Annotated in this window: 25 protein-coding genes; 10 read left to right on the top strand and 15 right to left on the bottom strand. The window is 74.1% G+C overall.

The annotated features are described in order from the left end of the window. Window positions 1–79 precede the first annotated feature (79 nt). The 4 genes from ACIQPQ_RS18190 to ACIQPQ_RS18175 all read left to right on the top strand — a co-directional run bounded on the left by ACIQPQ_RS18190 (window position 80) and on the right by ACIQPQ_RS18175 (window position 4,338). A complete protein-coding gene (locus tag ACIQPQ_RS18190) occupies window positions 80–811 on the top strand; it encodes a L,D-transpeptidase (protein WP_401304971.1) in 732 nt (243 codons plus the stop codon). 108 nt (window positions 812–919) lie between these two features. Then, a complete protein-coding gene (locus tag ACIQPQ_RS18185; RefSeq protein WP_401304970.1) occupies window positions 920–2,302 on the top strand; it encodes a ferric reductase-like transmembrane domain-containing protein in 1,383 nt (460 codons plus the stop codon). Between the two features lie 126 nt (window positions 2,303–2,428). Continuing rightward, window positions 2,429–3,541 carry an FMN-binding protein gene (locus tag ACIQPQ_RS18180; RefSeq protein WP_401304969.1) on the top strand — a complete coding sequence of 371 codons (1,113 nt, stop codon included), beginning with the start codon at window positions 2,429–2,431 and terminating at the stop codon, window positions 3,539–3,541. A gap of 59 nt (window positions 3,542–3,600) precedes the next feature. Then, complete coding sequence (locus tag ACIQPQ_RS18175; RefSeq protein WP_401304967.1) at window positions 3,601–4,338, top strand: FAD:protein FMN transferase; 738 nt, start codon at window positions 3,601–3,603, stop codon at window positions 4,336–4,338. 519 nt (window positions 4,339–4,857) lie between these two features. On the opposite strand, the gene ACIQPQ_RS18170 is transcribed toward ACIQPQ_RS18175, so the two are convergent. Genes ACIQPQ_RS18170 through argC form a run of 5 tightly spaced genes read right to left on the bottom strand, consistent with a single transcriptional unit; the run spans window position 4,858 to window position 9,751 of the window. Continuing rightward, a complete protein-coding gene (locus tag ACIQPQ_RS18170) occupies window positions 4,858–5,403 on the bottom strand; it encodes an arginine repressor (RefSeq protein ID WP_401304965.1) in 546 nt (181 codons plus the stop codon). A gap of 7 nt (window positions 5,404–5,410) precedes the next feature. Beyond that, window positions 5,411–6,622, bottom strand: coding sequence for an acetylornithine transaminase (locus ACIQPQ_RS18165; RefSeq protein WP_401304963.1), 1,212 nt, complete (start codon window positions 6,620–6,622; stop codon window positions 5,411–5,413). Beyond that, window positions 6,619–7,554 carry an acetylglutamate kinase gene (gene argB / locus ACIQPQ_RS18160; RefSeq protein ID WP_401304961.1) on the bottom strand — a complete coding sequence of 312 codons (936 nt, stop codon included), beginning with the start codon at window positions 7,552–7,554 and terminating at the stop codon, window positions 6,619–6,621. The genes ACIQPQ_RS18165 and argB overlap by 4 nt, the downstream gene beginning before the upstream one ends. After that, the gene (gene argJ / locus ACIQPQ_RS18155; protein WP_401304959.1) at window positions 7,551–8,726 is read right to left on the bottom strand and encodes a bifunctional glutamate N-acetyltransferase/amino-acid acetyltransferase ArgJ; all 1,176 of its coding nucleotides are present in this window, start codon (window positions 8,724–8,726) and stop codon (window positions 7,551–7,553) included. Before argJ ends, argB begins: the two co-directional genes overlap by 4 nt. Next, complete coding sequence (gene argC, locus ACIQPQ_RS18150) at window positions 8,723–9,751, bottom strand: N-acetyl-gamma-glutamyl-phosphate reductase (protein WP_383779760.1); 1,029 nt, start codon at window positions 9,749–9,751, stop codon at window positions 8,723–8,725. The genes argJ and argC overlap by 4 nt, the downstream gene beginning before the upstream one ends. Window positions 9,752–9,860: 109 nt before the next feature. Between argC and ACIQPQ_RS18145 the strand changes: the two genes are divergently transcribed. The 3 genes from ACIQPQ_RS18145 (at window position 9,861) to ACIQPQ_RS18135 (ending at window position 11,702) form a co-directional block, all read left to right on the top strand. After that, window positions 9,861–10,616 (top strand): VOC family protein, encoded by a 756-nt coding sequence (locus ACIQPQ_RS18145; RefSeq protein WP_401304957.1) that lies wholly within the window; start codon window positions 9,861–9,863, stop codon window positions 10,614–10,616. A gap of 49 nt (window positions 10,617–10,665) precedes the next feature. Beyond that, window positions 10,666–11,196 (top strand): putative immunity protein, encoded by a 531-nt coding sequence (locus tag ACIQPQ_RS18140; protein WP_401304956.1) that lies wholly within the window; start codon window positions 10,666–10,668, stop codon window positions 11,194–11,196. A 95-nt stretch (window positions 11,197–11,291) separates the two neighbouring features. Then, window positions 11,292–11,702 carry a DUF6314 family protein gene (locus tag ACIQPQ_RS18135; RefSeq protein ID WP_401305243.1) on the top strand — a complete coding sequence of 137 codons (411 nt, stop codon included), beginning with the start codon at window positions 11,292–11,294 and terminating at the stop codon, window positions 11,700–11,702. On the opposite strand, the gene ACIQPQ_RS18130 is transcribed toward ACIQPQ_RS18135, so the two are convergent. Genes ACIQPQ_RS18130 through ACIQPQ_RS18120 form a run of 3 tightly spaced genes read right to left on the bottom strand, consistent with a single transcriptional unit; the run spans window position 11,684 to window position 14,310 of the window. Continuing rightward, entirely contained in the window at window positions 11,684–12,277 is a 594-nt protein-coding gene (locus tag ACIQPQ_RS18130) for a histidine phosphatase family protein (RefSeq protein ID WP_401304954.1), read from the bottom strand. The two genes, ACIQPQ_RS18135 and ACIQPQ_RS18130, sit on opposite strands and share 19 nt — an antisense overlap. Before the next feature lie 31 nt (window positions 12,278–12,308). Continuing rightward, window positions 12,309–12,767, bottom strand: coding sequence for a GNAT family N-acetyltransferase (locus tag ACIQPQ_RS18125; protein ID WP_401304953.1), 459 nt, complete (start codon window positions 12,765–12,767; stop codon window positions 12,309–12,311). Between the two features lie 10 nt (window positions 12,768–12,777). Then, window positions 12,778–14,310 (bottom strand): PLP-dependent aminotransferase family protein, encoded by a 1,533-nt coding sequence (locus tag ACIQPQ_RS18120; protein WP_401304951.1) that lies wholly within the window; start codon window positions 14,308–14,310, stop codon window positions 12,778–12,780. On the opposite strand from ACIQPQ_RS18120, the gene ACIQPQ_RS18115 reads away from it, so the two are divergent. Continuing rightward, window positions 14,309–15,307 carry a DMT family transporter gene (locus tag ACIQPQ_RS18115; RefSeq protein WP_401304950.1) on the top strand — a complete coding sequence of 333 codons (999 nt, stop codon included), beginning with the start codon at window positions 14,309–14,311 and terminating at the stop codon, window positions 15,305–15,307. The two genes, ACIQPQ_RS18120 and ACIQPQ_RS18115, sit on opposite strands and share 2 nt — an antisense overlap. Before the next feature lie 153 nt (window positions 15,308–15,460). Continuing rightward, entirely contained in the window at window positions 15,461–15,658 is a 198-nt protein-coding gene (locus ACIQPQ_RS18110; protein WP_401304948.1) for a DUF1918 domain-containing protein, read from the top strand. A 46-nt stretch (window positions 15,659–15,704) separates the two neighbouring features. Here ACIQPQ_RS18110 and ACIQPQ_RS18105 read toward each other — a convergent pair whose 3' ends face one another. Next, entirely contained in the window at window positions 15,705–16,952 is a 1,248-nt protein-coding gene (locus ACIQPQ_RS18105; protein ID WP_401304946.1) for a glycoside hydrolase family 10 protein, read from the bottom strand. Window positions 16,953–17,206: 254 nt separating this feature from the next. Here ACIQPQ_RS18105 and ACIQPQ_RS18100 point away from each other — a divergent pair, with 254 nt between their 5' ends. After that, a complete protein-coding gene (locus tag ACIQPQ_RS18100; RefSeq protein ID WP_401304945.1) occupies window positions 17,207–18,082 on the top strand; it encodes a 3-hydroxybutyryl-CoA dehydrogenase in 876 nt (291 codons plus the stop codon). 113 nt (window positions 18,083–18,195) lie between these two features. On the opposite strand, the gene ACIQPQ_RS18095 is transcribed toward ACIQPQ_RS18100, so the two are convergent. From ACIQPQ_RS18095 to ACIQPQ_RS18070, 6 genes are all read right to left on the bottom strand, one after another. Further along, window positions 18,196–18,738 carry an NUDIX hydrolase gene (locus ACIQPQ_RS18095; RefSeq protein ID WP_401304944.1) on the bottom strand — a complete coding sequence of 181 codons (543 nt, stop codon included), beginning with the start codon at window positions 18,736–18,738 and terminating at the stop codon, window positions 18,196–18,198. Between the two features lie 43 nt (window positions 18,739–18,781). Further along, on the bottom strand, window positions 18,782–20,158 hold the full coding sequence (locus ACIQPQ_RS18090; protein WP_401304943.1) for a transcriptional regulator: 1,377 nt from the start codon (window positions 20,156–20,158) through the stop codon (window positions 18,782–18,784). Window positions 20,159–20,379: 221 nt separating this feature from the next. Beyond that, window positions 20,380–21,414: a PP2C family protein-serine/threonine phosphatase gene (locus ACIQPQ_RS18085; RefSeq protein WP_401304941.1), complete on the bottom strand. Its 1,035-nt coding sequence runs from the start codon at window positions 21,412–21,414 to the stop codon at window positions 20,380–20,382. Window positions 21,415–21,690: 276 nt separating this feature from the next. Next, window positions 21,691–24,201 (bottom strand): phenylalanine--tRNA ligase subunit beta, encoded by a 2,511-nt coding sequence (pheT, locus tag ACIQPQ_RS18080; protein WP_401304940.1) that lies wholly within the window; start codon window positions 24,199–24,201, stop codon window positions 21,691–21,693. Further along, entirely contained in the window at window positions 24,201–25,322 is a 1,122-nt protein-coding gene (pheS, locus tag ACIQPQ_RS18075) for a phenylalanine--tRNA ligase subunit alpha (protein ID WP_401304938.1), read from the bottom strand. The genes pheT and pheS overlap by 1 nt, the downstream gene beginning before the upstream one ends. A 134-nt stretch (window positions 25,323–25,456) precedes the next feature. Next, entirely contained in the window at window positions 25,457–26,659 is a 1,203-nt protein-coding gene (locus ACIQPQ_RS18070; RefSeq protein WP_401304936.1) for an ATP-binding protein, read from the bottom strand. Window positions 26,660–26,666: the final 7 nt, after the last annotated feature.

Below are 26,666 nucleotides of genomic sequence, written 5' to 3'. Positions count from 1 at the left end.
CGGGGCGGGCCGGGACGGCGGGCCGCCCGGTCGGACCACCCCGCCTGCCGCCCACGGCGGCGCGGCCTAGCGTCTGATCATGCGCCGACCCGCCCGCCCCCGGGCCCTTCGCCCCGCCGCTCTCGCCGGACTGTCCCTGCTGCTCCTCGCGGCGGCGCCCGCCCCCTCCGGCCCTCCCGGTCCGGTGCCCCTGCCCGCGCGGATGGCGGACACCGGCGGCGGCTCGCAGCTCCTGACCGCCGTGGCACCGGAGGCCGGGTCGACCACCGGGACGCTGACCTGGTGGGACCGGCGCGGCGGGCGCTGGGTGCGGGCCGGTTCGGCCGCCGCCCGGTTCGGCGCGGGCGGCCTCGTCGAGGGGACCGAGCGGCGGCAGGGCACCAGCACCACCCCGGCGGGACTGTACGACCTGCCGTACGCCTTCGGCACCGAGCCCGCGCCGCGCGGGACGTCGTACCCCTACCGGCCGGTGCGCGAGGACTCCTGGTGGTGCCAGGACAACGCCTCGCGCGCCTACAACCGCTGGACCGAACCGCGCCCCGCCGACTGCCGCGCCGCCGAGTCCGAGCACCTGGCCGACTACCGCACGCAGTACGCGCACGCCCTCGTCGTGGGCTTCAACTACCACGAGCCGGTGCGCGGGCGCGGGGCCGGGATCTTCCTGCACGTGAACGGGAAGGGCGCCACCGCGGGCTGCGTGTCGGTGCCCGCGGAGGCGATGCGCAGGGTCCTCGCGTGGGTCGAGCCGGGACGCCGTCCGCACCTCGCGATCGGCACCGAGCACGGCCGGACCGCGCTCGTCCGCCCCTGACCCGGCGACCGCCCGCTCCCCCGCCGCCGTACGACTCGTCCCGGCGCTGAACACTCCGCGTGCCCCGCCCGTATCTGTGGGCCAAGGGTCGGTACCCACGGAGGAACAGTGACCACGACGATCAGCGGCGGCCGGGCCGCCCGCCGCCAGACGATGCGCCGGATCCGTCCGCGCCGCTCCCCGGCCGTTCCGCTGCTGGTCGCCGTGTGGGCGGGCGCCGCGGGCGTGATCTGGTTGTGGTGGAGCAACACCCCGTCCATCGCGAACACGGACGCGATGATCCTCCACGCGGGCCGCCTCACCGGGCTGCTCGCCGGATACCTGATGGCCCTGGTGGTGCTCCAGATGGCGCGGGTGCCCGCGCTGGAGCGGCGAGTCGGCTCGGACCGGGTGGCCCGCTGGCACGCCATGAGCGGCCGCTACACCCTGAGCCTCACCTTCGCCCACGTCTTCCTCATCATGTGGGGCTACGCCCTCCTGGCGGGCAAGTCCCTCGGCGACATCGTCCAGCAGACGGTCGACTCGGTGAACCAGCTGCCCGACATGGGCAAGGCCGCCATCGGCACCGCCCTGCTGGTCGTCATCGGCGTCGCCTCGATCGGCCCGGTGCGCCGGATGATCCCGTACGACACCTGGTACCACGTGCACCTGCTGACGTACGCGGCGGTGTTCCTGACGTTCTGGCACCAGATCACCACCGGCAACGAGTTCGCCGTCGAACCCGCCGCGAAGACCGTCTGGTACGCGCTGTACGGCACGGTCACCGCGCTGGTGATCTGGTACCGGGTGATCACCCCGGTCCGGCTGAACCTGCGCCACCGCCTCTACGTCGAGGCGGTCATCGAGGAGACGCCCGGCATCGTGTCGGTGCTGATCGGCGGGCGCAAGCTGCACCGGATGGGCGCGGAGGCCGGGCAGTTCTTCCGGTGGCGGTTCCTCGCGCCGGGCATGCGGTTCAGCTCCCACCCGTACTCGCTGTCGGCGGCGCCCCGCCCCGAGCTGCTGCGGATCACCGTCAAGGCGATCGGCGACCACAGCTCGGCGCTGCGCGGCCTCAAGCCCGGCGTGAAGGTGTGGGCCGAGGGCCCGTACGGCGCGATGACCGCCTCCCGGCGCAGCCAGGGCAAGGTGCTGCTGGTGGCGGGCGGGGTCGGGATCACGCCGATGCGGGCGCTGTTCGAGACGCTGCCGGGCGGGGCGGGCGACATCACGCTCCTCTACCGGGCCAACAGCACGCAGGACCTGGCGCTCTGGGACGAGCTGGCGAAGATCGCCGACGAGCGCGGGGCACGCCTGATGTACGCGGTGAACAGCCCCGACGGGGAACGGCCGGACATCTCGGCGGAGTCCCTGCGGCGCAAGCTGCCGGACATCGAGGAGCACGACGTCTTCATGTGCGGGCCGGCCGGCTTCGCGCAGGGCGTGTTCGAGGCACTGCGCGGCGCCGGGGTCCCCGCCCGCCGCATCCACCACGAGTCGTTCGAGATGTGAGCGGCGGCCGTCGCCCCCGCCGTCCGGCGCGGGGCGCGGTCACCGTCCATCCACCGTCCCGTCCCCCTCGGGACGCGACCGGGAAACGGGAATCGGGAATCAGGAGCGATGAAGAAAAGCCACCCCATGCGGCGCGTCGTGCTCGCCACCGCCGCCACCGTGTCCGGCATCGTGCTGCTGCTGGCGCTCAAGCCGGACTCCGATCCGGACGCCTCCGCCGCCCCCGCACCCGGCGCGGCGGCGCAGGAAGCCGCGCAGGGCGGGGCCGGAGCGCCCGTGAACGGGGCCGTCACCGGTGACGCGGCCGACACCCAGTACGGGGCCGTGCAGGTCCGGCTCACCGTCGCCGACGGGAAGATCACCAAGGCGGAGGCGGTGCAGGCGCCCAAGGGCGGGCAGTCCGACCAGATCACCGCCGACGCCGTCCCCAAACTCAACGAGGCCGCCGTCGCCGCGCAGAGCGCCGACATCGACGCCGTGTCCGGGGCCACCTACACCAGCGCGGGCTACAAGAAGTCCCTCCAGTCCGCCGTCGACAAGATGAAGGCGGGCGCGGGTCCCCAGCAGGGCGGCTCGGGGACCGCGCCGGCGTCGGTGACCGGCACCTTCGAGGGCGACGCGGCACAGACCGAGTACGGGGTCGTCCAGGTCCGCATCACCGTCAAGGACAACCGGATCACCAAGTCCGAGGCGATCCAGGCGCCCAAGGGCGGGCAGTCCGACCAGGTCACCGCGAACGCGGTGCCCAAGCTGGGGCAGGCCGTCGTCGCCGGGCAGACCGGCGACATCGACGCCGTGTCGGGGGCGACCTACACCAGCGCGGGCTACAAGAAGTCCCTCCAGTCCGCCATCGACAAGGCCAACGCGAGCGCCACGTCCGGTGCGCAGCAGGGCGGTTCGGGCGGGCAGCAGGACGGCGGGGGCGGGGCGGAACAGGGGCAGGAGCAGGGGCAGGGGCAGGAGCAGGCCTCGGGCACCTTCACCGGCAAGGCCGAGCAGACCCAGTACGGGGTGGTCCAGGTCCGCATCACCGTCAGCGGCGGCAAGATCACCAAGGCGGAGGCGGTCCAGGCGCCCAAGGGCGGCCAGTCCGACCAGATCACCGCCAACGCCGTCCCGAAACTCAACCAGGCGGCCGTCGCCGCGGGCAGCGCCGACATCGACGCCGTCTCCGGCGCCACCTACACCAGCGGGGGCTACCAGAAGTCCCTCCAGTCCGCCCTGGACCAGGCCCGGTGACGGCGACCGTGGCCGAGTCGGCACAGGCCCCCGCCGCGGTACGTCACGTGGAGGAGGTCATGGGGACCGTCTTCTCCTTCGACGTCCGCGGCGGGGAACCCGGGGCGGTACGGGCGGCACTGGACACGGCCGTCGCGGGGCTGCACAGGGTGAACGAGGTGTTCTCCACCTACCGCGAGGACAGCCAGATCTCCCGCCTCGCGGACGGCACCCTGACGGTCGACGCGTGCGATCCCGAGGTCGCCGAGGTGCTGGAACTGGCCGCCGAGGCGGAGCGGGTGAGCGCGGGCTGGTTCAGTCCCCGCTACGGCGGCCGGATCGACCCCACCGGGATCGTCAAGGGCTGGGCCGTCGAACGCGCCGCCCGGCTGATCGCGGCGGCCGGGCCGGTCGGGGTCAGCGTCAACGGCGGCGGTGACGTCCAGCTGCTCGGGGTGCCCGGACCGGACCGGCCGTGGCGCGTCGGCGTCGCCGATCCGCTCCGGCCCGGCGGGCTCGCGGCGGTCGTCTCCGCGGCGGGGGCGGCGGAACTGGCCGTGGCCACGTCCGGTACGGCGGAACGGGGCGCGCACATCGTCGACCCCCGTACCGGGCGGTCCGCCGTGACCGACCTCGTCGCCGTCACCGTCGTCGCGCCATCCCTCACCTGGGCGGACTGCTGGGCGACGGCCGCGTTCGCGATGGGGTCGCGGGAAGGGCTGGACTGGCTGGAGTCCCTCCCCGACGTGGAGGCGCTGCTGATCACCGGGGGGGACGAGGTCCGCTGTACGGCGGGCCTGGCCAGAAGGTTGGGGTGAGTGGGGGCTCGGTTCGTTTGCGGGTGCGGGTGGGTGGGGGCGGGGTGCGCAGTTCCCCGCGCCCCTGGAGGGCTCGGCCTGCGGCCATTGGCCCTTTGGACTTCGAGTGCGGGTGCGTCGTGGTTGCTCGCGCCGTTCCCCGCGCCCCTGGAGGGCTCGGCCTGCGGCCGTTGGCCCGGTGCGTGGTCGGGTGCGGGTGGGTGGGGGTTGCTCGCGCAGTTCCCCGCGCCCCTGGGGGGGGTGACGGCCTGCGGCCTGTCATCCCCCCGGGGCTGCCGTCTGCCGATGGCCGCAGGCCGAGTCGTTCAGGGGCGCGGGGAACTGCGCGAGCAACCACGACAGGCCGGCACCCGATCGCGCAGCGGGCCGACGGCCGCAGGGCGAGCCTTGAGGGGCGCGGGGAACTGCGCGAACAGCCCCCGCGCACCCGCACCCGACCACGCGGCGGGGCAACGGCCGCAGGCCGAGCCTCAGGGGTGGGGGAACTGCGCGGCCAGGCGGCACGTGACCGTCGAGGGGCTACTGGCCGTTCTGGGCCAGGCGGAGGAGGTGGTCGGCCAGGGCCTGACCGCCGGTCGCCTCGCGGCTGATCAGCAGCAGCGTGTCGTCCCCGGCGATCGTCCCGAGGATGTCGTGCAGCTCGGCCTGATCGATCGCGGAGGCGAGGAACTGCGCGGCCCCCGGAGGGGTCCGCAGGACGACGAGGTTCGCCGACGCCTCCGCGGAGATCAGCAGCTCCTGGGAGAGCCGCCGCATCCGGTCCTCCTTGGCGGACCCCCCGAGCGGCACCCGCGGCGTACGGAACCCGCCCTCGCTGGGCACGGCGTAGATGAGGTCCCCGTCCGCGTTGCGGATCTTCACCGCGTTCAGCTCGTCCAGGTCGCGGGAGAGCGTCGCCTGCGTGACGCTCAGCCCGTCGTCGGCGAGCAGCTTCGCCAGCTGGCTCTGCGACCGCACCGGCTGCCGGTTGAGGATGTCCACGATCCGGCGGTGGCGGGCGGTGCGGGTCTGCGGGACGGCGGGTCCGCCCGCCGCCGCGTGCTCGTGCTCCTGCGCCTGACTCATCGTCGTCTCATTCTCCGGATGCTCCGGATCGTCCGTCCCCGTTCGCTGCGAGGCTGTCGAGCAGACCGGGCAGCGCCCCGAGGAACGCGTCCACGTCGTCGTCGCCGATGGTCAGCGGCGGCATGAGCCGTACGACGTCGGGGGCGGGCGCGTTCACCAGGAATCCGGCCTCCTGAGCCGCCTGTTGCGCCTGCGGCGCCAGCGGCTCGGTGAGCACGATACCCAGGAGCAGGCCCGCACCCCTGACCGAATCGATCAACGGGTGGCCCAGCCCCTCGATTCCGTCCCGCAGCCTGCCGCTCTGCCGCTTGACGTTCTCCAGCAGCCCCTCGTTCTCGATGGTGTCGAGGACGGCGAGCCCGGCGGCGCAGGCGACGGGGTTGCCGCCGAACGTGGTGCCGTGCTGGCCCGGCTGGAGGAGGTCGGCGGCGCGGCCGAAGGCGACGGTGGCGCCGAGGGGGAGGCCGCCGCCGAGGCCCTTGGCGAGGGTGACGACGTCGGGCAGGACGCCTTCGTGGGCCTGGTACTCGAACCAGGACCCGGTGCGCCCGATGCCGGTCTGCACCTCGTCGAGGACGAGGAGGGAGCCGGTGGCGGCGGTGATGGCGCGGGCGGCCTTGAGGTAGCCGGGCGGGGGCACGACGACGCCGTTCTCGCCCTGGATCGGCTCGATGATGACGAGGGCGGTGTCCTCGGTGACGGCCGCGGCGAGGGCCTGGGCGTCGCCGTAGGGGACGTGGGTGACGTCGCCGGGCAGCGGCAGGAACGGCGCCTGCTTGCCGGGCTGGCCGGTGAGGGCGAGGGCGCCCATGGTGCGGCCGTGGAAGCCGCCCTGCGTGGCGACCATGTGGGGGCGGCCGGTGAGGCGGCCGATCTTGAAGGCGCCCTCGTTGGCCTCGGCGCCGGAGTTGCAGAAGAAGACCTTGCCGTCGCGGCCGAAGAGGCCGAGGAGGCGTTCGGCCAGGGCGACGGGCGGTTCGGCGACGAAGAGGTTGGAGACGTGGCCGAGGGAGGCGATCTGGCGGCTGACGGCCTCGACGACCGCGGGGTGGGCGTGACCGAGGGCGTTGACGGCGATACCGCCGACGAAGTCGACGTACTCGGTGCCGTCGGCGTCCCAGAGCCGGGAGCCCGCGCCGCGGACGAGGGGCAGCCTCGGGGTGCCGTAGTTGTTCATGAGCGCGCCCTGCCAGCGCGCGGTGAGGTCCTGGTTGCTCATGACGGCTCCCCCTGTGCCTGGTCCGGTGCGGGTGTGTGCGGCGGCTCGTCGGGCACGACCATCGTGCCGATGCCCTCGTCGGTGAAGATCTCCAGCAGGATCGAGTGCGGTACCCGGCCGTCGATGACGCGGGCCGTGGTGACGCCGTGGCGCACGGCGTGCAGGCAGCCCTCCATCTTGGGGACCATGCCCGAGGACAGCTCGGGCAGCAGTTTCTCCAGCTGGCTCGCGGTGAGGCGGCTGATCACCTCGTCGGAGTGCGGCCAGTCCTCGTAGAGGCCCTCGACGTCGGTGAGGACCATGAGGGTCTCGGCGCCCAGCGCAGCAGCGAGTGCCGCAGCCGCCGTATCAGCATTGACGTTGTAGACATGTCCGTCGTCCTGGCTCCGGGCGATCGAGGAGACGACCGGGATGCGGCCGTCGGCGAGAAGGGCCTCGATCGCGCCCGTGTCGATGGCGGTGATCTCGCCGACCCGCCCGATGTCGACCCGTTCGCCGTCGATCTCGGGCAGGTGCCGGGTGGCGGTGATGGTGTGCGCGTCCTCGCCGGTCAGTCCGACGGCGAGCGGGCCGTGCTGGTTGAGCAGGCCGACCAGTTCGCGCTGGACCTGCCCGGCGAGGACCATCCGTACGACGTCCATGGCGTCCTCGGTGGTGACGCGCAGTCCGGCGCGGAACTCGCTGACGATGCCGTGCCGGTCGAGGGCGGCGCTGATCTGGGGGCCGCCGCCGTGCACGACGACGGGCTTGAGTCCGGCCTGGCGCAGGAAGACGACGTCCTGGGCGAAGGCGGCCTTGAGGTCGTCGTCGACCATGGCGTTGCCGCCGAACTTGATGACGACGGTCCGGCCGTTGTGCCGGGTCAGCCAGGGCAGCGCCTCGATGAGGGTCTGCGCCTTGGGCAGGGCGGTGTGCTTGCGGGTGGCGCTCATGAGGAGTACGCGCTGTTCTCGTGGACGTAGTCCGCGGTGAGGTCGTTGGTCCAGATGGTGGCGGTCTCGGACCCGGCGGCGAGGTCGGCGACGATGTGGATCTCGCGGTAGCGCATGTCGACGGTGTCGCGGTCCTCGCCGACGCCGCCGTTCTTGCAGACCCAGACGCCGTTGATGGCGACGTTGAGGCGGTCGGGCTCGAAGGCGGCGGAGGTGGTGCCGATGGCGGACAGCACGCGGCCCCAGTTGGGGTCCTCGCCGTGCAGGGCGCACTTGAGGAGGTTGTTGCGGGCGATGGAGCGGCCCACCTCGACGGCGTCGTCCTCGGTGGCGGCGCCGACGACCTCGATGCGGATGTCCTTGCTGGCGCCCTCGGCGTCCCGGATGAGCTGCTGGCCGAGGTCGTCGCAGACGGTCCGTACGGCCTCGGCGAACGCGGCCTGCTCGGGGGTGGTCCCGGAGGCGCCGGAGGCGAGGAGGAGGACGGTGTCGTTGGTGGACATGCAGCCGTCGGAGTCGACGCGGTCGAAGGTGACGCGGGTGGCGTCGCGCAGGGCGGCGTCCAGGGCGGCGGCGTCGAGGTCGGCGTCGGTGGTGAGGACGACGAGCATGGTGGCGAGGCCGGGGGCGAGCATGCCCGCGCCCTTGGCCATGCCGCCGACGGTCCAGCCGTCGCGGGTGACGACGGACGTCTTGTGGACGGTGTCGGTGGTCTTGATGGCGATGGCGGCCTTCTCGCCGCCGTGCTCGGAGAGCTGGGCGACGGCCGTGTCGACGCCGGGCAGCAGCTTGTCCATGGGCAGCAGGACGCCGATGAGGCCGGTGGAGCAGACGGCGACCTGACCGGCGCCGATGCCGGTCTCGCTGCCGCTGCCGCTGCCGAGGGCTTCGGCGACCTTCTCGGCGGTGGCGTGGGTGTCCTGGAAGCCCTTGGGTCCCGTACAGGCGTTGGCGCCGCCGGAGTTGAGGATCACGGCGCCCACCTCGCCGCTCCTGAGGACCTGTTCGGACCACAGGACGGGGGCGGCTTTGACGCGGTTGGAGGTGAAGACACCGGCGGCGGCGCGGCGGGGCCCGGTGTTGACCACGAGGGCCAGGTCCGGGTTGCCGTTCTCCTTGATCCCGGCGGCGATGCCCGCCGCGCGGAACCCCTGTGCTGCCGTGACGCTCACGGTGCGACTCCGATCGTGGAAAGGCCCAGCTCCTCGGGGAGGCCGAGGGCGAGGTTCATGCTCTGGAGGGCACCGCCCGCGGTGCCCTTCGTCAGGTTGTCGATGGCGCTGATCGCGATGATGCGGCCCACGGCGTCGTCGTACGCGACCTGCACCTGAACGGCGTTGGAACCCTGCACGGACGCGGTGGCGGGCCAGCGGCCCTCGGGCAGCAGGTGCACGAAGGGCTCGTCGGCGTAGGCCTTGGCGTAGGCGGCGCGCACCGTGTCGGCGTCGGTGCCGGGGCGGGCCTTGGCGGAGCAGGTGGCGAGGATGCCGCGGGACATGGGCGCGAGGGTGGGCGTGAAGGACACGGCGACCCGCTCCCCGGCCGCCGCGCTCAGGTTCTGGATCATCTCGGGCGTGTGCCGGTGCCCGCCGCCGACGCCGTACGGCGACATGGAGCCCATGACCTCGCTGCCGAGCAGGTGGGCCTTGGGGGCCTTGCCCGCGCCGGAGGTGCCGGAGGCGGCGACGACCACGGCCTCGGGCTCGGCGAGTCCGGCGGCGTAGGCGGGCAGCAGGGCGAGGGAGACGGCGGTGGGGTAGCAACCGGGGACCGCGATGCGCTTGGACCCCTCCAGCGCGGCGCGGCCTCCCGGCAGTTCGGGGAGCCCGTAGGGCCAGGTGCCGGCGTGCGGGGAGCCGTAGAATCGTTCCCAGTCGGCCGGGTCCTTCAGCCGGAAGTCGGCGCCCATGTCGACGACCAGCGTGTCCGCGCCGAGCTGTTCGGCGACGGCGGCGGACTGACCGTGCGGGAGGGCGAGGAAGACGACATCGTGACCGGCGAGCACCTCGGGGGTGGTCTCGGCCAGCACCCGGTCGGCCAGCGGCAGCAGATGCGGCTGGAGCGACCCGAGCGGCTGTCCGGCGTTGGAGTTCCCGGTCAGGGCCCCGATCTCCACCTCGGGATGACCGAGCAACAGACGCAGCACCTCACCACCGGCATACCCACTAGCCCCGGCCACCGCGACACGTACGGCCATGTCCACCCTCCTCTTGGATGGCATGACTATACGTCGGTCTGCACGTTTATACAATCTTGGGTGATCCGGACGTCTCGCGGCGGCGCCCCCCGCCCCTAAAATCGTCCCCATGCCGCTGCGACCCGTGCACGTGATCATCAAGGCGATCGACCACTCGGGGGTCGGCCGGTTCTGGGCGGAGGCGTTGGGGTGGAGTGCCTACAGTCCTGGGGTCACGACGTATGTGGGGCCGGGTGGGGGGCTGGTGTGGCCGGACCCGGTGTTCGTGGGGATCGATGTGGTGCCGGAGTCGGGGGGACGGGCGAGGGCGGGGGCGAAGAATCCGGTGCATCTCGATCTGGCCAGTGAATCCCTCGCCCACCAGGCCGAGTTGGTGGCGCGGTTGCGGGCGGCCGGGGCGACGCCCGTCGATGTCGGGCAGGGGGGCGACGTGCCGTGGGCCGTGCTCGCCGATCCGGAGGGCACCGTCTTCTGTGTGCTGGAGCCGCGGGAGGTGTACCGGGACACGGGGCCGATCGCCGCGGTGGTCGTCGACTGCGCGGACCCGCGGGCCATGGCGCGGTTCTGGGGCGCGGCGACGGGCTGGACGGTCCACGAGGTGACCGACGAGCAGGCGACGCTGCGTTCCGCGGCGGGGGTCGGCCCGTATCTGGAGTTCCTGCGCGTGCCCGGTACCGTTCCCGACGCGGACCGGGACCGGGTCCATCTGGACCTGCTGCCGTATCCGGGGGACCACCAGGCCGTGGAGGTGGCGCGGCTGCGTGCCCTCGGGGCGACCGGGCTCGACGTCGGGCAGGGCGACGTGCCCTGGACCTGTCTGGCCGACCCGGAGGGGCACGCGTTCTGCGTCCTCGCCCCGCACTGATCCGGGGCCGCCCTCCCGCCGCGGCCCGGCCGGGCCGCATGATGGGCGGATGGACCAGGTGACGATCAGCGACGAGGACCGCCGGGTGCTCGGCGGGTGGGCGGCCGACCGGGCCGCGTCGGCGCTGCCGCTCTTCGAGGCGCACGCGCCGCACGACCTCCGCCCCCGCGAGGCGATCGCGGGCATCCGCCGCTACACCGAGGACGGGCGGCGGACCGCGGAGCTGCGGTCGCTGGCCTGGGCCGCGCAGGCCGCCGCGGGCGCGGTGGCCGACCCCGCCGCCGCGGCCGCCGCCCGCTCGGCGTGCTGCGCGGCGGCCACCCCGTACGTCCATCCGCTCGCCTCGCCCCACCAGTCGCGGCACGTCCTGGCGCCCGCCGTCTACCAGGCGCGCGCGACGGAGCTGGCGGCGGGCGAGGACACCGCCGTCGGGGACGCGGAGCTGCTTCGGGCGATCGAGACGGCGCCGCCCGCCGTACGGGCGCTGCTGCGGCGGATGCCGGCCCGCTCGCCGGGGCGCGGCCGGCTCGACACGCTGTACCACCGGCTCGACGCGGCCCTGCGGGCGGACGCGGAGTGAGCGCGGCGGGGAGGGGGGAGGCTGCCGCGGTCACGGCGTACTGGCCGGTGGGCGATGTGCTGGCGTTCCTGGCCGGGGGGTGGCGGGTGGAGCGTGTGGTGCGGGATCTGACGGGCGGGGACGAGGGGCGGTTCTCGGGGGTGACCGTGTTCGCGCCGCTCGACGGAGACGACGGGGAGGGCGGGGGCGGCGGGTTGCTGCACCGGGAGGCGGGCACGTTCGTCTGGCGGGGTGTGGCGCGGCCCGCCGAGCGGACGCTGCGGTTCCTGCCCGCGTCGGGGCCGGGCGCGGTGCCGGGCACGGCGGAGGTGACGTTCGCCGACGGGCGGCCCTTCCACGGTCTCGACCTGCGCACCGGGCGGCACGTGGCCGACCATCCGTGCGTCGCGGACCTGTACCGGGGCGAGTTCACGGTGCGGGACGCGGACCGCTGGCGGACGGTGTGGCGGGTGGGCGGTCCGGCGAAGGACCTGCTGCTGACGACGGACTACGTGCGCGAGGGCTGAGTCACCGCCCCCTCGAACCGCAGGTTCCAGCGCCCGCCCCGCCCGCGCACGGTGATCGTCGACAGCGGGCGGACGTCGAGGTTCCAGTACGTCGAGGGCGGTGCCTTCAGCACGTAGACCAGGGCGGCCCGGATCACGCTGGGTTCCGCGACGGCGACGATCCGGCCGCTGTCGGCCACCGGCCGGGTGTCGAGCCAGCCGCCGACGCGGGCCACGAACTCGGGGAGTGGTTCACCGCCGTGCGGGGTGGAGCGGGGGTCGGCGAGCCAGGCGTCCACCGCGTCCGGCTCGCGGGCCATGGCCTCACCGAGGGTGAGTCCGCGCCAGCGGCCCATGTCGCACTCGCGCAGGGCGAGTTGGACGAGGGGGGCGTAGCCGAGGGCGTCTCCGGTGGCGCGGCTGCGCGGGGTCGGCGAGCAGTAGCGCAGTTCGGCGGCGGCCAGCGGCAGCAGGTCGGCCGCCACGCGCTGCACCTCGTCCCAGCCCGCCTGGTCCAGCGGGCGGGCGTCCTCGAAGCGTTCGTTGAGCAGCGCGGAGCCGCCCGCCGCGGCGACGAACGTGACCCGGAGTGCCATGCCGTGATGGTGTGACGCTCTTGGGGAATGGTCAAGAGACGGAGTCCGCCAACTTCGCGAAAATCAGCGCCATCCAGCGGTCGGGGAACTCCAGCGGCTCGAAGCCGATCTTGCGGTACACGCCGTGCGCGTCCTGGGTGGCGAGCAGGACGCGCGGCACCCCGTCCGCCCGGAGCCGGTCGCGGACGGCGGCGACCATCGCGGTCCCGAGGCCCTTGCCGCGGACGCTCGGGTCGACGTACACGTCGCACAGCCAGGCGAAGGTGGCGTGGTCGGTGACGACGCGCGCGTAGGCGACCTGGGCGCCGGACGCGGTGTCGTAGACCCCGAAGTTGAGCGAGGCCGCGACGGCCCGCTCCTGCTTCTCCAGGTCGCGGCCGAGGGCCCAGTAGGCGTCGGTGGACAGCCAGTGGTGGACGCGGGTGACGTCGAGGCGGCCGGGGTCGGTGGAGATCTCGTAGCCCTCGGCGAGGGGCGGAACGCTGGTCATGGCGGGACCCTCACAGATCGGGTACGCGCTGTCGAACGGTTTCCGGCAGCACCTCGTCCCAGGCCCGCCGCAGCCGTCGTACGCCTTCGGTGATCTCGTCGGTGCCCGCGACCGCGGCGAAGCTCAACCGGACGTGCGGGGCGGGGGGTTCGGCGCTGAAGTAGGGGCGGCCGGGGGTGAGGGCGACGCCCGCGCGCAGGGCCGCCGCGGTGAACGCGGCCTCGCCGCCGAGGCCTTGGGCGGCGTGGGCGCCGTCGGTGGTGCCGGGGCCGTCGGGCAGGCGCAGCCAGAGGTGGTAGCCGCCGGACGGGACGTGCGGGAGGGCGAGTTGGGGAAGGTGGCGGGCGAGGGCCGCGGTGAGGGCGGTACGGCGGACGCGCAACTCGGTGGCGAGGGTGCGCAGATGGCGTGGCCAGGCGGGCGAGCCGACGAGTTCGAGGGCGGCCTCCTGGAGGGGGCGGGGCGGGAAGAACGTGTCGACGACCTGGATGGCCCTGAGCCGTTCCAGGACCGGGCCGCGGGCGGCGAGCGCGCTGACCCGGAAGCTGGGCGAGGTGGCCTTGGTGAGCGAGCCGACGTGGACGACGACGCCGTCGGGGTCGTCGGCGACCAGCGGGCGCGGCAGCGGCCCCGCGTCGTCGTGGACGAGCCGCCGTACGAAGTCGTCCTCGACGACGAAGGCCCCGGCCGTACGGGCGATGCGGAGCACCTCGGCGCGGCGGGCGGGGGCGAGGACGGCGCCGGTCGGGTTCTGGAACAGGGGCTGGCAGACGAGGACGCGGGCGCCGGTCGCGCGGAAGGCGGCGTCGAGCAGGTCGGGCCGTACGCCGTCGGCGTCGACCGGTACCGGGACCGGCCGCTGGCCCGCGGCGCGGGCGATGGCGAGCATGCCGGGGTAGGTCGGGGACTCGACGAGGACGGGGGCGCCGGGCGGGGCGAGGGCGCGCAGCGCGGTGGTGAGGGCGCTCTGTCCGCCGGACGCGACGAGGACCTCGGCCGCGGTGACGGTGCCGCCGAGGGAGCGGGCGAACCACTCGCGCAGTTCGGGCAGCCCCTCCAGCGGCGGGCGGCCCCAGGCGCCGGGGCGGCGTCCGGCGCGGGCGAGCGCGGCCGACATCGCGCGTTCCGGCTGGAGGGAGGGGTGCAGATAGCCGCCGTTGAACTCGACCACGCCGGGCGGCGGGGCGGCGAGCGAGACGGTCACGCCGGAGGCGTCCACGGAGCGCGGTACGTGGTCGGCGGCGGCGTCGGCGCTGAGGGCGACCTCCTGCCAGGAGGTGTCCCCGGACCGGCCGGACAGCGGGGGCGGACCGGCGGCGCGGAACGCCCCGGCGCCGGGCCGGGTCACCACCAGTCCCTCGGCGGCGAGCTGCGCGAGGGCCCGCGCGACGGTCACGGGGCTCACCCGGAACCGTTCGACCAGGGCCCGGCTCGACGGGAGCTTCTCACCGGGAGAGTAGCGGTCCAGATCCTGTCGCAGGTGTCCCGCCAGCTCATGGACGCTGCTTCCGGCGCCGCTTGCGGCACTGCTACGCTCATGCATGAAGGCACAGAGTAGCGCTACTGGCGAGACGACGATAGCGGTCACCGGAGGGCGGACGGCGGACGAGGCCGCCGCGGAGCGGGGCCGCGCGGAGCGGAACCGGGCGGAGCAAGCCGGTTCGGGCGGTGCGCGTGCCCGTCGGCGGGGCTTCGGCGCGGCCCAGGCCGCCCTGGGCGTCGTCGCCTTCTCGCTCACCTTTCCCGCCACCGCCTGGGGCCTGGAGAGCTTCGGCCCCTGGTCGCTGGTCGCCGTGCGGTGCGTGCTCGCCGGGCTGATCGCGGGCGGCTGCCTGCTCGCCCTGCGCATCGCGCCGCCCGCGCGGCGGCACTGGCCGGGGCTCGCCGTGGTGGCCGCCGGGGTGGTGGCCGGTTTCCCGCTGCTCACCACGCTCGCCCTGCGCACCTCGACGACGGCCCACGCGGCGGTGGTGGTCGGGCTGCTGCCGCTGACCACCGCCCTGCTCTCCGCACTGCGGACCGGCGCCCGCCCCTCCCGCGGCTTCTGGGCGGCGGCGCTGGCGGGCGCGGCGGCCGTGGTGGCGTTCACCGTCCAGCAGAGCGGCGGGGCGCTGACCGGCGCCGACGTCTATCTGTTCGGGGCGCTGCTGGTGTGCGCGGCCGGGTACACCGAGGGCGGGCGGCTGGCGCGGGTGATGCCGGGCTGGCAGGTCATCGGCTGGGCGCTGGTGCTCTGCCTGCCGCTGAGCGTGCCCGCCGCGGCCGTCGCCCTGGCCCACGAGCCCGCGCACCTGACCGCGCACGGGGTGGCCGGGCTGCTGTGGGTGGCGGTGGGCTCGCAGTTCCTGGGCCTGGTGGTCTGGTACCGGGGCATGGCGGCCATCGGCATCCCGAAGGCCAGCCAGCTCCAGCTCGCCCAGCCCCTGCTCACCCTGGTCTGGTCGGTGCTGCTGCTCGGCGAGCACCTGGGCCCCGCCGCCCCGCTCACCGCGGCGGCCGTCCTGGTCTGCATCGCGGTGACCCAGCGGTCACGCGGCTGACGGGACACCGGGCGGAAGGGCCGCCGGGGGGAGAAGGGCGGGTACCAGGACCGGTCACCCGAGCCGACGAGTCCGTAGAATCGGACATCTCAGGCAGGGCAGCGGTCCCGCACCGCGTTTCCCCCCTCTCCACCACCGCGAGGAGGCCCCCAGATGCGTGCCACCACAGGTGACCGGCTCGTCCAGCACGGCAGGGTGGTCGGTCAGCACGACAAGGTCGGTGAGATCGTCGAGGTCATGGGCGCCGAGGGCAGCCCCCCGTACCGCGTCCGCTTCGAGGATGGGCACGAGGGCGTGTGCTCCCCCGGCCCCGACACCGAGATCCGGCACCGCTCCGAGGAACGGGGGTAGCGCCGGGGGAAGGGCGTCCGGCGCCCCTGGCAGGGGCGCCGCCGGCTCAGGCGGGAGGCTTCACCGACTGCTTGTAGTGGTCGGCGACCACCCGGGCCATCGCGCCGATCCGGTCCGTCCGGACGTCCTTCGCCGCGAAGTGCACATGGCCGCGGACCTCGGGATACCGGGCGGCCAGCGTCAGGTGCCGGGAGAGTTCCGCCGGGTCCTGCCAGGCGGCGGGCTGCGCGGGGTCGCCCGCCTTGTACAGCGCCTCGCCCAGGTACAGCTTGGTGCGGCTGCCGCGGGCGACCTCCGCCCACCAGGGGACGAGCTTGGCGTAGTCGGCGGCGGCGAGCCCGATGTTCCAGTACAGCTGCGGGACCACGTAGTCGATCCAGCCCTCGCTCACCCACTTGCGGGTGTCGGCGTGGATGTCGTCGTACGACTGGAGCGAGCGGGTGTCCGAACCGCGGGAGTCCGTGGTCGCGTTGCGCCACACACCGAACGGGCTGATCCCGAACTCGGTGCCGGGACGCACCGACTTGACGCGGGCGGCCGTCTCGCGGACCAGCTTGTCGATGTTGTCGCGGCGCCAGGCCGCCCTGTTGGGGAAACCACCGCCGTACTCGTCGTACGCGTCGTCGTCGTCGAAGGTCTGGCCCGCCACCGGGTACGGGTAGAAGTAGTCGTCGAAGTGCACCGCGTCCACCGGGTACTTGGCGACCGCGTCGAGCATCGCGTCCTGCACGAACGCCCGCACCTGGGGCAGTCCGGGGTTGTAGTAGAGCTTCCCGCCGTACGGCACGACCCAGTCGGGGTGCTTGCGGGCGGGGTGGGAGGCCACCAGGCGGGACGGGTCGGTGTGGGTGGCGACGCGGTACGGGTTGAACCAGGCGTGCAGTTCCAGGCCGCGGGCGTGCGCCTCGGTGACGGCCGTGCCCAGCGGGTCCCAGCCGGGCGCCTTGCCCTGGGTGCCGGTCAGCACCTCCGACCACGGCTCGTACGACGACGGCCACAGCGCGTCGGCGGTGGGCCGCACCTGGAGGACGACCGTGTTGAGGCGGTCACGGACGGCGAGGTCGAGCCAGCCGAGGAGTTCGGAGCGCTGCTGCGCCGCGGTCAGTCCGGTCCGCGAGGGCCAGTCGCGGTTGGCGACCGTCGCCAGCCAGACGCCCCGCATCTCGCCCGTCGCCGCGCGCTCCCCGCCCGCCGCGGCGTCCCGCCGGGCCGGGGCCGCGGCCCCGGTCGTCGTGAACGCCGACACCGCCGACACCGCGGCCAGCGCGAACGCCCGCCGACTCAGTCGCCCCATCACGCACATCCCCACATACGTCGCAGATCCGCCCGTCACGGACCGTGGTCCCGCCCAGCATGCCCCCACCCCGCCGATCGATCATCGATACTTGCTAGTAAATTGCACGATCGGAGCAGGCCGGCCGGACCCCGGCGGACCTGCCGCGGCCGTCAGCGCCGACGCGGGCCGGTGACCGTCGCTCCACGCCGACGGAGACCGGACAGCGCACGCAATGCCAGTGAACGCCAGAGAACGCCAGTGAAGGGGACGAAGTGACGAGCACCCCAGCGGGAGACATCGCACGCGTCGGAGTGGTGGGCTGCGGCCAGATGGGAGCGGGGATCGCCGAGGTCTGCGCCCGCGCCGGTCTGGACGTCCGGGTCGCCGAGACCACCGGCGAGGCCCTGGAGTTCGGCCGCACCCGGCTGCACTCCTCGCTGGCCAAGGCCGCCGAGCGGGGCAAGATCAGCGAGGCGGAGCGGGACGCGACCCTGGCGCGGCTGAGCTTCACCACCGACCTCGGCGCGCTCGCCGACCGCGATCTGGTGATCGAGGCCGTCGTGGAGAACGAGCAGGTGAAGACGGAGATCTTCCAGGTCCTGGACCAGGTCGTGACCCGTCCCGACGCCATCCTGGCCTCCAACACCTCCTCCATCCCGCTGGTGAAGCTGGCCGTCGCCACCTCGCGGCCGGACCAGGTCGTCGGCATCCACTTCTTCAACCCCGCCCCGGTGCAGCAGCTCGTCGAGCTGATCCCGGCGCTCACCACCTCCGAGGGCACCCTGAGCCGGGCCCAGCTGTTCGCCGAGAAGCTCCTCGGCAAGCACGCCATCCGCGCCCAGGACCGGTCCGGGTTCGTGGTCAACGCGCTGCTGATCCCCTACCTGCTCTCCGCGATCCGCATGTTCGAGACGGGCATCGCCAGCCGCGAGGACATCGACAACGGCATGGAGCTGGGCTGCGCCCACCCGATGGGCCCGCTCAAGCTGTCCGACCTGATCGGCCTGGACACGGTCGCCTCGGTCGCGCAGTCGATGTACGACGAGTTCAAGGAGCCCCTGTACGCGGCTCCCCCGCTGCTCCAGCGCATGGTCGACGCGGGCCGCCTCGGCCGCAAGACCGGCTCGGGCTTCTACCCGTACGGCTGAACCGCCCCGCGGCGACGACCGGTTGGGCCCGGCACTCCCCCGAGTGCCGGGCCCGCGGCGCGTGTTCAGGCAGGCGTGCGGTCAGGCACGGGCGGCCGGGGGCGCGGCCGGGGCTACGCCGGGTCGCGACCGAGGCGCAGGTGGTGCAGGAGCAGCAACGCGGCGGCCATGTTGGCCGCCGGGACCTCACCGCGGGCGACCAGGTCGGGGACGACCTTGAGGGGGACCCACTCACGGCGGTCGGACTCGTAGTCGTCCACCGGGTGGCCGACGTGTTCGGCCTCGTCGGTCCAGTAGATGTGGTGGCGGGCGTCGGTGAGGCCGTTGGAGGGCTCGACCGTCATCAGGTGGCGCAGGGGGCCGGGCCGCCAGCCGGTCTCCTCCTCCAGTTCGCGGGCGGCGGCGCGGGCGATGTCCTCGCCGTCCTCGACGACGCCCGCGGCGAGTTCCCAGCCCCAGCTGTCGGTGATGAAGCGGTGCCGCCACAGCAGAAGCACCTCGTCGGCCTGGTTGACCACGGTGGCCACGGCGACGGGCCGCAGCCGTATGAGGAAGTGGTCCAGGTGCCGGCCGTCGGGGAGTCCGACATCCGCCAGGTTGACGCGGAACCAGCGATTCTCATACACAGTTCGTTCGTTCTGTTTCGTCCACTGCACGGTTCTGCCACCTTCCGTCGGGTCAGTGGCAATATCGCAGTGTCTACAGCGGGACGCGCAGCGCGCCGTCGATCAGTTCGGCCGCCTCGGCGGTGCCCGCGCAGTCGCTGCGGGCCAGTTCGGCGCGGACCGTGCGGAGCCGGTCGCGGAGCCGCTGTGACTCCATGCCCCGTGCCTGCTCGGCCATCTGCACGGCGGTGGCGACCGCCTTGTCGGCCTGCCCCTGGCGCAGCGCGACGGTGCTGAGGATGGCGAGCCGGTGCACCCGGCCCCGGTCGTGCGCGGGCGTCCCCACGGCGGCCTCGGCGTGCTCGGCGGCGGCGGTGAGGTCGCCGAGGCTCAACAGGGCTTCCGCGACCTGGACGTTGACCAGGCCGGGCTGGACGTAGCCGGTCTCGTCGGGTTCGTGGCCGGGCCGGATGTGCTCGGCGGCCCGCTCCGCCCGCCGGATGCGGTCCAACGCGCCCCCGCCGTCGCCGAGATGGGCGTACGCCTTCGCCTGCATCGCGTACAGGTCGGAAGCGAGGGCGGGGGTGATGTCGGCGCCCGCGGTGCGCAGCGCGGCCTCCGCGAAGGCGACCGCCTGCCGGAACTCCCGCATGTACAGGGACTGGTTGACGAGCAGGGCGATGACGTAGCCGCCGAGTCTGCGGTCGCCGCTGGCCTTGGCGAGGCGCAGCGCCTGGTGGAAGTAGCGCTGGGCGAGGCCGTGGGCGTCGGAGTCGTAGGCGCAGATCCCGGCGATGGCCACCAACCCGCCGGTGGCGCGGTGGAGTTGACGGCCGGTCGCGTCGGTGTAGCCGCCGCGCAGCAGGGGGGCCGCCTCCGCGGTGAGGAAGCCGACGACGCGGCCGCGGGTGGCCACGCCGCCGGCCTTGCGGTACATCTGCTCGTAGTGGGCGCGGGCGGCGCGCAGCATCGCGAGGTCGGCCGGGGTCACCCGGTGCCGTCCGCCGCGGGAGACGTCGGTGTCCTCGGGCGGGTTCTCCCACTCCCAGACCGGCATCACGGCGGGTGTGCCGGTGACGGCGGGGGCGCCGAGGACGTGCGGGCGCTGCTGCTGGTCGGAGCGCCACAGGGCGGTGGCCCGCTCGACGAAGCCGGAGAGGCTGAACGGGGCGGCGGTGTGCGGGGCGGGTTCGCCGGGGACGCCGAGGCCGATGTCGTCGAGGGTGACGGGGCGGCGCAGCCGGGCGGCGAGCACCTCGCAGATCAGGTCGGGGACCTGGCCGCGCGGGCGCTGGCCCTTGAGCCAGCGGGCGACGGCGGTGTGTTCGTAGCGCAGGGCCAGCCCGCGGGCGCGTCCGGCGTGGTTGACGTGGGCGGCGAGACCCGCGTGGGAGACGCCCGCCTCGTCGAGGAGCGAGTCGAGCAGGGTGTTGGGGTGCGGCGGGTTGGGTCGCGGCGGGTTGGGATGCATGCGGTGCCCCCCGGATGGCTCGGTGCCGACGGCGCCACTCAGAGTAGCGGCTCCGGGTTCACACGGGGTGTGAACGGAATACTCGTATCCATATGGTGCACGCGCTGTCGCGGAGGGTGACCGGGGCGGTTGACTGGACTGCCTCGCAAGAGGTTCGCCGGGCCGTCGGCTCCCCCTCGTAAAGCGGCGGCCCGGCGGTGCGGACAGAGGCGACAAGGGGGCTACGGGGTGTCCGCGGTGGCGTGCGCGGCGGGGTGGCGGACGCCGGTGCGGTCGTTGCGCAGGACGAGGACGGTGGTGTCGTCGGCGGGCCGTCCGGCGGTGTGCCGGGACAGCGCGGTGAGCACGGTCCGCATGATCTGCTCGGCCGACACGGGGTGGTCGTGGACGGCCTTGGCGAGGGTCTCCGTCAGCGGGAAGAAGCGCCCTGCGGCGTCCCGCGCGTCCTCCGCGCCGTCGGTGTACAGCACCAGCGACTGCCCGGCGGCGAGCCGCCCCACGGGCAGCGGCGCCAGGTCGGACGGCAGCGCGAACGGCCCCAGCGGCGGCAGCGGATCGGCGCGGGCCAGCGGTGCCACGTCCGTCCCGTCGAGCAGGTACGGCCACGGATGCCCGCAGTTGAGGGCCCGCGCCTGCCCGTCGGGGTCGATCTCCAGGAGCAGCACGGTGGCGAACTCCTCGGCGACGGGGGTGTCGGGGGCGGGTCCGTGGGCCGGGTGTTCCTCCCGGTGGCGTGCGCGCAGGTGGCGGGCGAGGGCGCGGTCCAGCCTGCGCAGGACGCCGCCGAGGTCGGCCTCGTCGTGCGCGGCCTCCCGGAAGCTGCCGAGCAGGGCGGCGACGGTGCCGAGGGCGGGCAGCCCGTGGCCGCGCACGTCGCCCATGACGATCCGTACACCGTGCTCGGTGGCGACGACCTCGTACAGGTCGCCGCCGACGGTGGCGCCGCGTTCGGCGGAGAACCGGCCCGCGGCGACGCCGAGGCCCTCGACGCGCGGCGGCAGCGGACGCAGCAGCACGCTCTGCGCGGCGCCCGCGACGCGGCGGGCCTGCCGCAGTTCGCGCAGCAGGTTCCGCCGGACGTGGTGGACGATCCCGGTGCCGACGACGAAGAAGACGGCGCTGGTGACGAGCCGCGCGCCGAGCCCGTCCTGCTGGGCGAGCGGGCAGCCCAGCTTGTAGCCGATCGCCAGGGCGCCCCAGGCCGTGGGCAACCCCAGCGCAAGGGCCCGGCGCAGCGGCCCTCTGATGCGGAACATGTCGATGGCCCCCCATCTGAGCCCTGACCCCACAGCCCGGACCGACCCCGAGAGGCCGGTCCGATTCTGTCGACGCCGCACCCCCACCACCCCCATCCCGCCCACAACTCACCCGAACGGGTGAGGGGTGATTGACCCCAGGGCAAAGGCCGCAGGCCGAGCCCTCAGGGGCGCGGGGAACTGCGCGACCAGCCCCCACCCACCCGCACCGGCCGGACAAGCCGAAGGGGGCCGGGGGCGCAGCCCCGGCCCCCCACCCGCGAACGGGCCGCGAGGCTACCCCCGCAGCACCGCCCCCGTCCGCTCGCCCGCGAGGGCGACCGCCGCGTCCCGCGCGGCGGACGCCTCGTCCACGGTCAGCGTCCGGTCCCCCGCCCGGAACCGCAGCGCGTACGCGAGCGACTTCCGCCCGGCACCCAACTGCCCCTCGTTCTCGTAGACGTCGAACAGCCGGATGCCCTCCAGCAGTTCACCCGCGCCCTCGCGCAGCGCCGCCTCGACGTCCGCGTGCGGGACACCGAGGTCGACGACGAGGGCGACGTCCTGCGTGGCGACGGGGAACGTGGAGATGCGCGGCGCCTGCGGCGTACCGGCGCCCGCGCGTTCCACGAGATCGAGGTCCAGCTCGGCCGCGCAGCTCCGCGCGGGCAGCCCCAGCGCCTTGACGACGCGGGGGTGCAGCTCGCCCGCGTGGCCGACGACGTGCTCGGCGCCGTCGACGACGACGGCCAGCTCGGCGCACCGGCCCGGATGCCACGGCCCGTACTGCCCGCCGCGGACGATCAGCTCGGCCCCCGCCTCCCGCGCGACGGTCCGCGCGGCCTCGACGGCGTCGGCCCAGTCGGCGGGGCGGCCCTTGCCCCACCAGCCGGCCTGCTCGCGGGCGCCCGCGAGGACGACGGCGGCGTGACGCGGCTGCGCGGGGAGCGCGGCGTCGAGTCCGGCGATCTCCTCGGCGGTGGGACGGCGGTCGACGGGGAGGTGCCCGGCGACGCGCTGTCCGTCGCGCGGATGGAAGACGAGCCCGGTCTCGAAGAGAGCGAGGTCGTGCGAGCCGCGGCCGTCGTTGCGGCGGAGCGCGGCGAGCAGGCCCGGCAGCAGCGTGGTGCGCAGCGCGGGTTCCTCGTCGTTGAGCGGGTTGGTCAGCCGTACCACCCGGCGGGCCGGGTCGTCGGCGGCCAGCTGGAGCTGGTCGAAGACCTGCTCGGCGACGAAGGGGTAGGTGGGTGCCTCGACGTACCCGGCTCCGGCCAGCGCGCGGCCGACGCGGCGGTGCAGCCGCTGGCGGGCGGTGAGGCCGCGGCCGGAGGGCGGCTTGGGCAGGGTGGAGGGCAGGTTCTCGTAGCCCTCCAGCCGGATGACCTCCTCGGCGAGGTCGTTGGCCTCGGCGAGGTCGGGCCGCCAGGACGGCACGGTGACGATCAGCTCGTCCTGCCCGTACACGTCGCAGCCGACCTCCTGGAGCCGCCGTACGACGGTCTCGCGGCCGTAGACGACGCCCGCGACGCGGTCGGGGTGGTCGGCGGGGGTGGTGACGGTGTGCGGCGCGGACGGGCCGGTGATCTCGGTGACACCGGCCTCGGCGGTGCCGCCCGCGAGGAGGACGAGCAGGTCGACGGTGCGCTGCGCGGCAGCGGCGGCGGCCTGCGGGTCGACGCCCCGCTCGAAGCGGCGGGAGGCCTCGGAGGACAGCTTGTGGCGGCGGGCGGTGCGCGCGACGGAGACGGCGTCGAAGTGGGCGGCCTCGATGACGACGTCGCTGGTGGCGCTCTCGTCGTCGTGGTCGGCGATCTCGGTGTTCGCGCCGCCCATGACCCCGGCGAGGCCGATCGGGCCGCGCTCGTCGGTGATGACCAGGTCCTCGGCGTGCAGGACCCGCTCGACGCCGTCGAGGGTGGTGAGCTTCTCGCCCTCGGCGGCCCGGCGGACGCCGATGGTGCCCTGGACGCGCGTGCGGTCGTAGGCGTGCAGGGGCTGGCCCAGCTCCATCATCACGTAGTTGGTGACGTCGACGGCGAGGGAGATCGGGCGCATGCCGATCTTCTGGAGCCGCCGCTGGAGCCAGAGCGGGGAGCGCGCCTCGGGGCTCAGCCCGGTGACGGTGCGGGCGGTGAAGCGGTCGCAGCCGATCGGGTCGGAGACCTGGACGGGGTAGCCGAACGCGTTGGGGCCCGGTACGTCGAGGAGGGCGGGGTCGCGCAGCGGCAGGCCGTAGGCGATGGCGGCCTCGCGGGCGACGCCGCGCAGGGACAGGCAGTCGCCGCGGTTGGCGGTGACGGCGATGTCGAGGACCTCGTCGACGAGTTCGAGCAGCTCGACGGCGTCCCGGCCGACCTCGGTCTCGGGCGGCAGGACGATGATGCCCTTGGTGCCGTCGTCGCCCATGCCCAGCTCGTCGCTGGAGCAGATCATGCCGTGGGAGGTCTTGCCGTAGGTCTTGCGGGCGGCGATGGAGAAGCCGCCGGGGAGGGTGGCGCCGGGCAGCACGACGACGACCTTGTCGCCGACGGCGAAGTTGCGGGCGCCGCAGACGATCTCCTGCGGCTCACCGGTCCCGTTGGCCTGCCCGACGTCGACGGTGCAGAAGCGGATGGGCTTCTTGAAGCCCTCCAGCTCCTCGATGGTGAGCACCTGGCCGACGACGAGCGGCCCCTTCAGGTCGTGGCCCAGCTGCTCCACGGTCTCGACCTCCAGGCCGGCCGAGACGAGCTTGGCCTGGAGGTCGCGGCCGGTCTCGGTGGCGGGGAGGTCGACGTACTCCCGCAGCCAGGAAAGCGGGATACGCATCAGATCTCCATCCCGAACGGCCGGGTGAACCGGATGTCACCCTCGACCATGTCTCGCATGTCCTCGACGTTGTGGCGGAACATCAGCATCCGTTCGATGCCGAAGCCGAAGGCGAAGCCGCTGTACTTCTGCGGGTCGACCCCGCAGGCGGTGAGCACCTTGGGGTTGACCATGCCGCAGCCGCCCAGCTCGATCCAGCCTTCGCTGGAGCAGGTGCGGCAGGGCCGGTCGGGGTTGCCGACGGACTCGCCGCGGCAGACGTAGCAGACCATGTCCATCTCGGCGGACGGCTCGGTGAAGGGGAAGAAGTTCGGCCGCAGCCGGGTCTTCATGCCCTCGCCGAACAGCGACTGGACCATGTGGTCCAGGGTGCCCTTGAGGTCGGCCATGGTGAGGCCCTCGTCCACGGCCAGCAGCTCGACCTGGTGGAAGACGGGCGTGTGCGTGGCGTCCAGCTCGTCGGTGCGGTAGACGCGGCCGGGGCAGATCACGTAGACCGGCGGCTCGCGGTCGAGCAGGGAGCGGATCTGGACGGGCGAGGTGTGGGTGCGCAGCACGACGCCGGACTCGGTGCCGCCCTGCGGGCCCTGCACGAAGAAGGTGTCGGCCTCGCCGCGGGCCGGGTGGTCCGGGCCGATGTTGAGGGCGTCGAAGTTGAACCACTCGGCCTCGACCTGGGGGCCCTCGGCGACCTCGTAGCCCATGGCGACGAAGACGTCCTCGATGCGCTCGGAGAGGGTGGTGAGCGGGTGGCGGGCGCCGGCCGGGACACGGTCGTGGGGCAGGGTGACGTCCACGGCCTCCTCGGTCAGGACGCGTGCGTCGCGCTCCGCCTCCAGCTCGGTCTGGCGGGTGGCGAGGCCCTTGTTCACCGCGCCGCGGGCCTGGCCGACGAGCTTGCCCGCGGCGGCCTTGGCGTGCGGGGGCAGGGCGCCGATCTCGCGGTTGGCGAGGGCGAGGGGGGACGCGCCGCCGGTGTGGGCGACCTTCGCCTCCTGGAGCGCGTCGAGGGAGTCCGCGGCGGCGAAGGCGGCGAGCGCCTCGTCCCGCAAGCGCTCGATCTCTTCCGGTTTCAACGCCTCGACCTCGACCGGGTCGTACGACTTATTGGGTGCCGACATCTCTTCCCGTGCTTCCGATTGGCTGGCTGACGTCCCCGGCCGACTCGTGGGCGGATCGCCACGGTCCCTGGGACACAAAGGTGCCAAAGGCCGAGTCTAACGGGGTGGTGGGAGGCGGAGGCGCCCGCGGCCGCTCAGGCGAGATACGCCGGGGCGGCCACGGGCAGCGTAAATCGGAACTCCGCGCCGCCGCCGGGGGCGCGGCCGACCGTGACGGTGCCGCCGTGGGCCTCGACGATGCCCTTGACGATGTACAGCCCGAGGCCCGTGCCGCCGCGCTTGCTGCCCCGCCAGAAGCGGGTGAAGACACGGTTCATGGATTCCTCCGGGATGCCGGCGCCCTCGTCGCTCACGACGACGGAGGTGCCGGTCTCCTCCCCCTCACGCGGGGACTCGACGGGTGTGATGTCGATGGTGACGGTTCCCTCGCCGTGGCGCACCGCGTTTTCGATGAGGTTGCTCAGGACCTGGTCGACCTTGTCGGGGTCGGCCCACAGCGCGGGCAGCGGCTGTTCGAGCCGGAGGAGGAAACGGTCGGCGGGCTGGCCCGCGGCGACGTAGGCCTGGATGTGGCGGCCGACGGCGGCGCCCATGTCGACGGGCTGGCGGCGGACCTCCAGGCGGCCGGAGTCGATCCGGGATATGTCGAGCAGTTCGGCGATGAGCCGGGTGACGCGGTCGGCGTCGGCGTCGACGGTCTCCAGCATCAGCCGTTTCTGGTCGTCGGTGAAGCGGGACCACTTGGCGAGGAGGGTGGCGGTGAAGCCCTTGACGGAGGTGAGCGGGGAGCGCAGCTCGTGGGCGACGGTGGCGATCAGCTCGGCGTGGCTGCGCTCGGTACGGCGGCGGGCCTCGGTGTCGCGCAGCGAGACGACGACGCGGCGGACGGCGCCGCCGGGTACGTCGCGGACGTACCGGGCGGTGACGAGGACCTCGCGGCCGCCGGGGAGGAGCAGGTTGCGCTCGGGCTGGCGGGTGCGGACGGCGAGCCCGCCGTAGGGGTCGGTGAGCTGCCACCAGCGGCGGCCTTCGAGGTCTTCCAGGGGGAGCGCCTTGTCGAGGCGCTCCCCGAGGGCCTCGGCGGCGGGGACGGCGGTGATGCGTTCGGCGGCGGCGTTGAAGCGGACGACGTACCCGTGTTCGTCGGCGACGACGAGGCCGTCGGGCAGGTCGTCGGGGTCGAGTCCGCCGGAGGCGTCGGAGCCGCCGAAGTCGTCGCGGGCGGGGGTGTCGGGGCCGGGGGCGTGGGGGGCGTCGCGGCCGTCAGCGGCCGGTCGGTTCGCGGGCGGGCGCTCGGGGGTGTCCGCTCCCGGTGCGCTGCTCGTGCCGACACTCATCCCCGTG

Source organism: Streptomyces sp. NPDC091281, assembly GCF_044757425.1.
GTDB lineage: Bacteria > Actinomycetota > Actinomycetes > Streptomycetales > Streptomycetaceae > Streptomyces.
The sequence above is the reverse complement of the archived record's forward strand: the minus strand, read 5'-3'. Positions and strand labels throughout refer to the sequence as shown.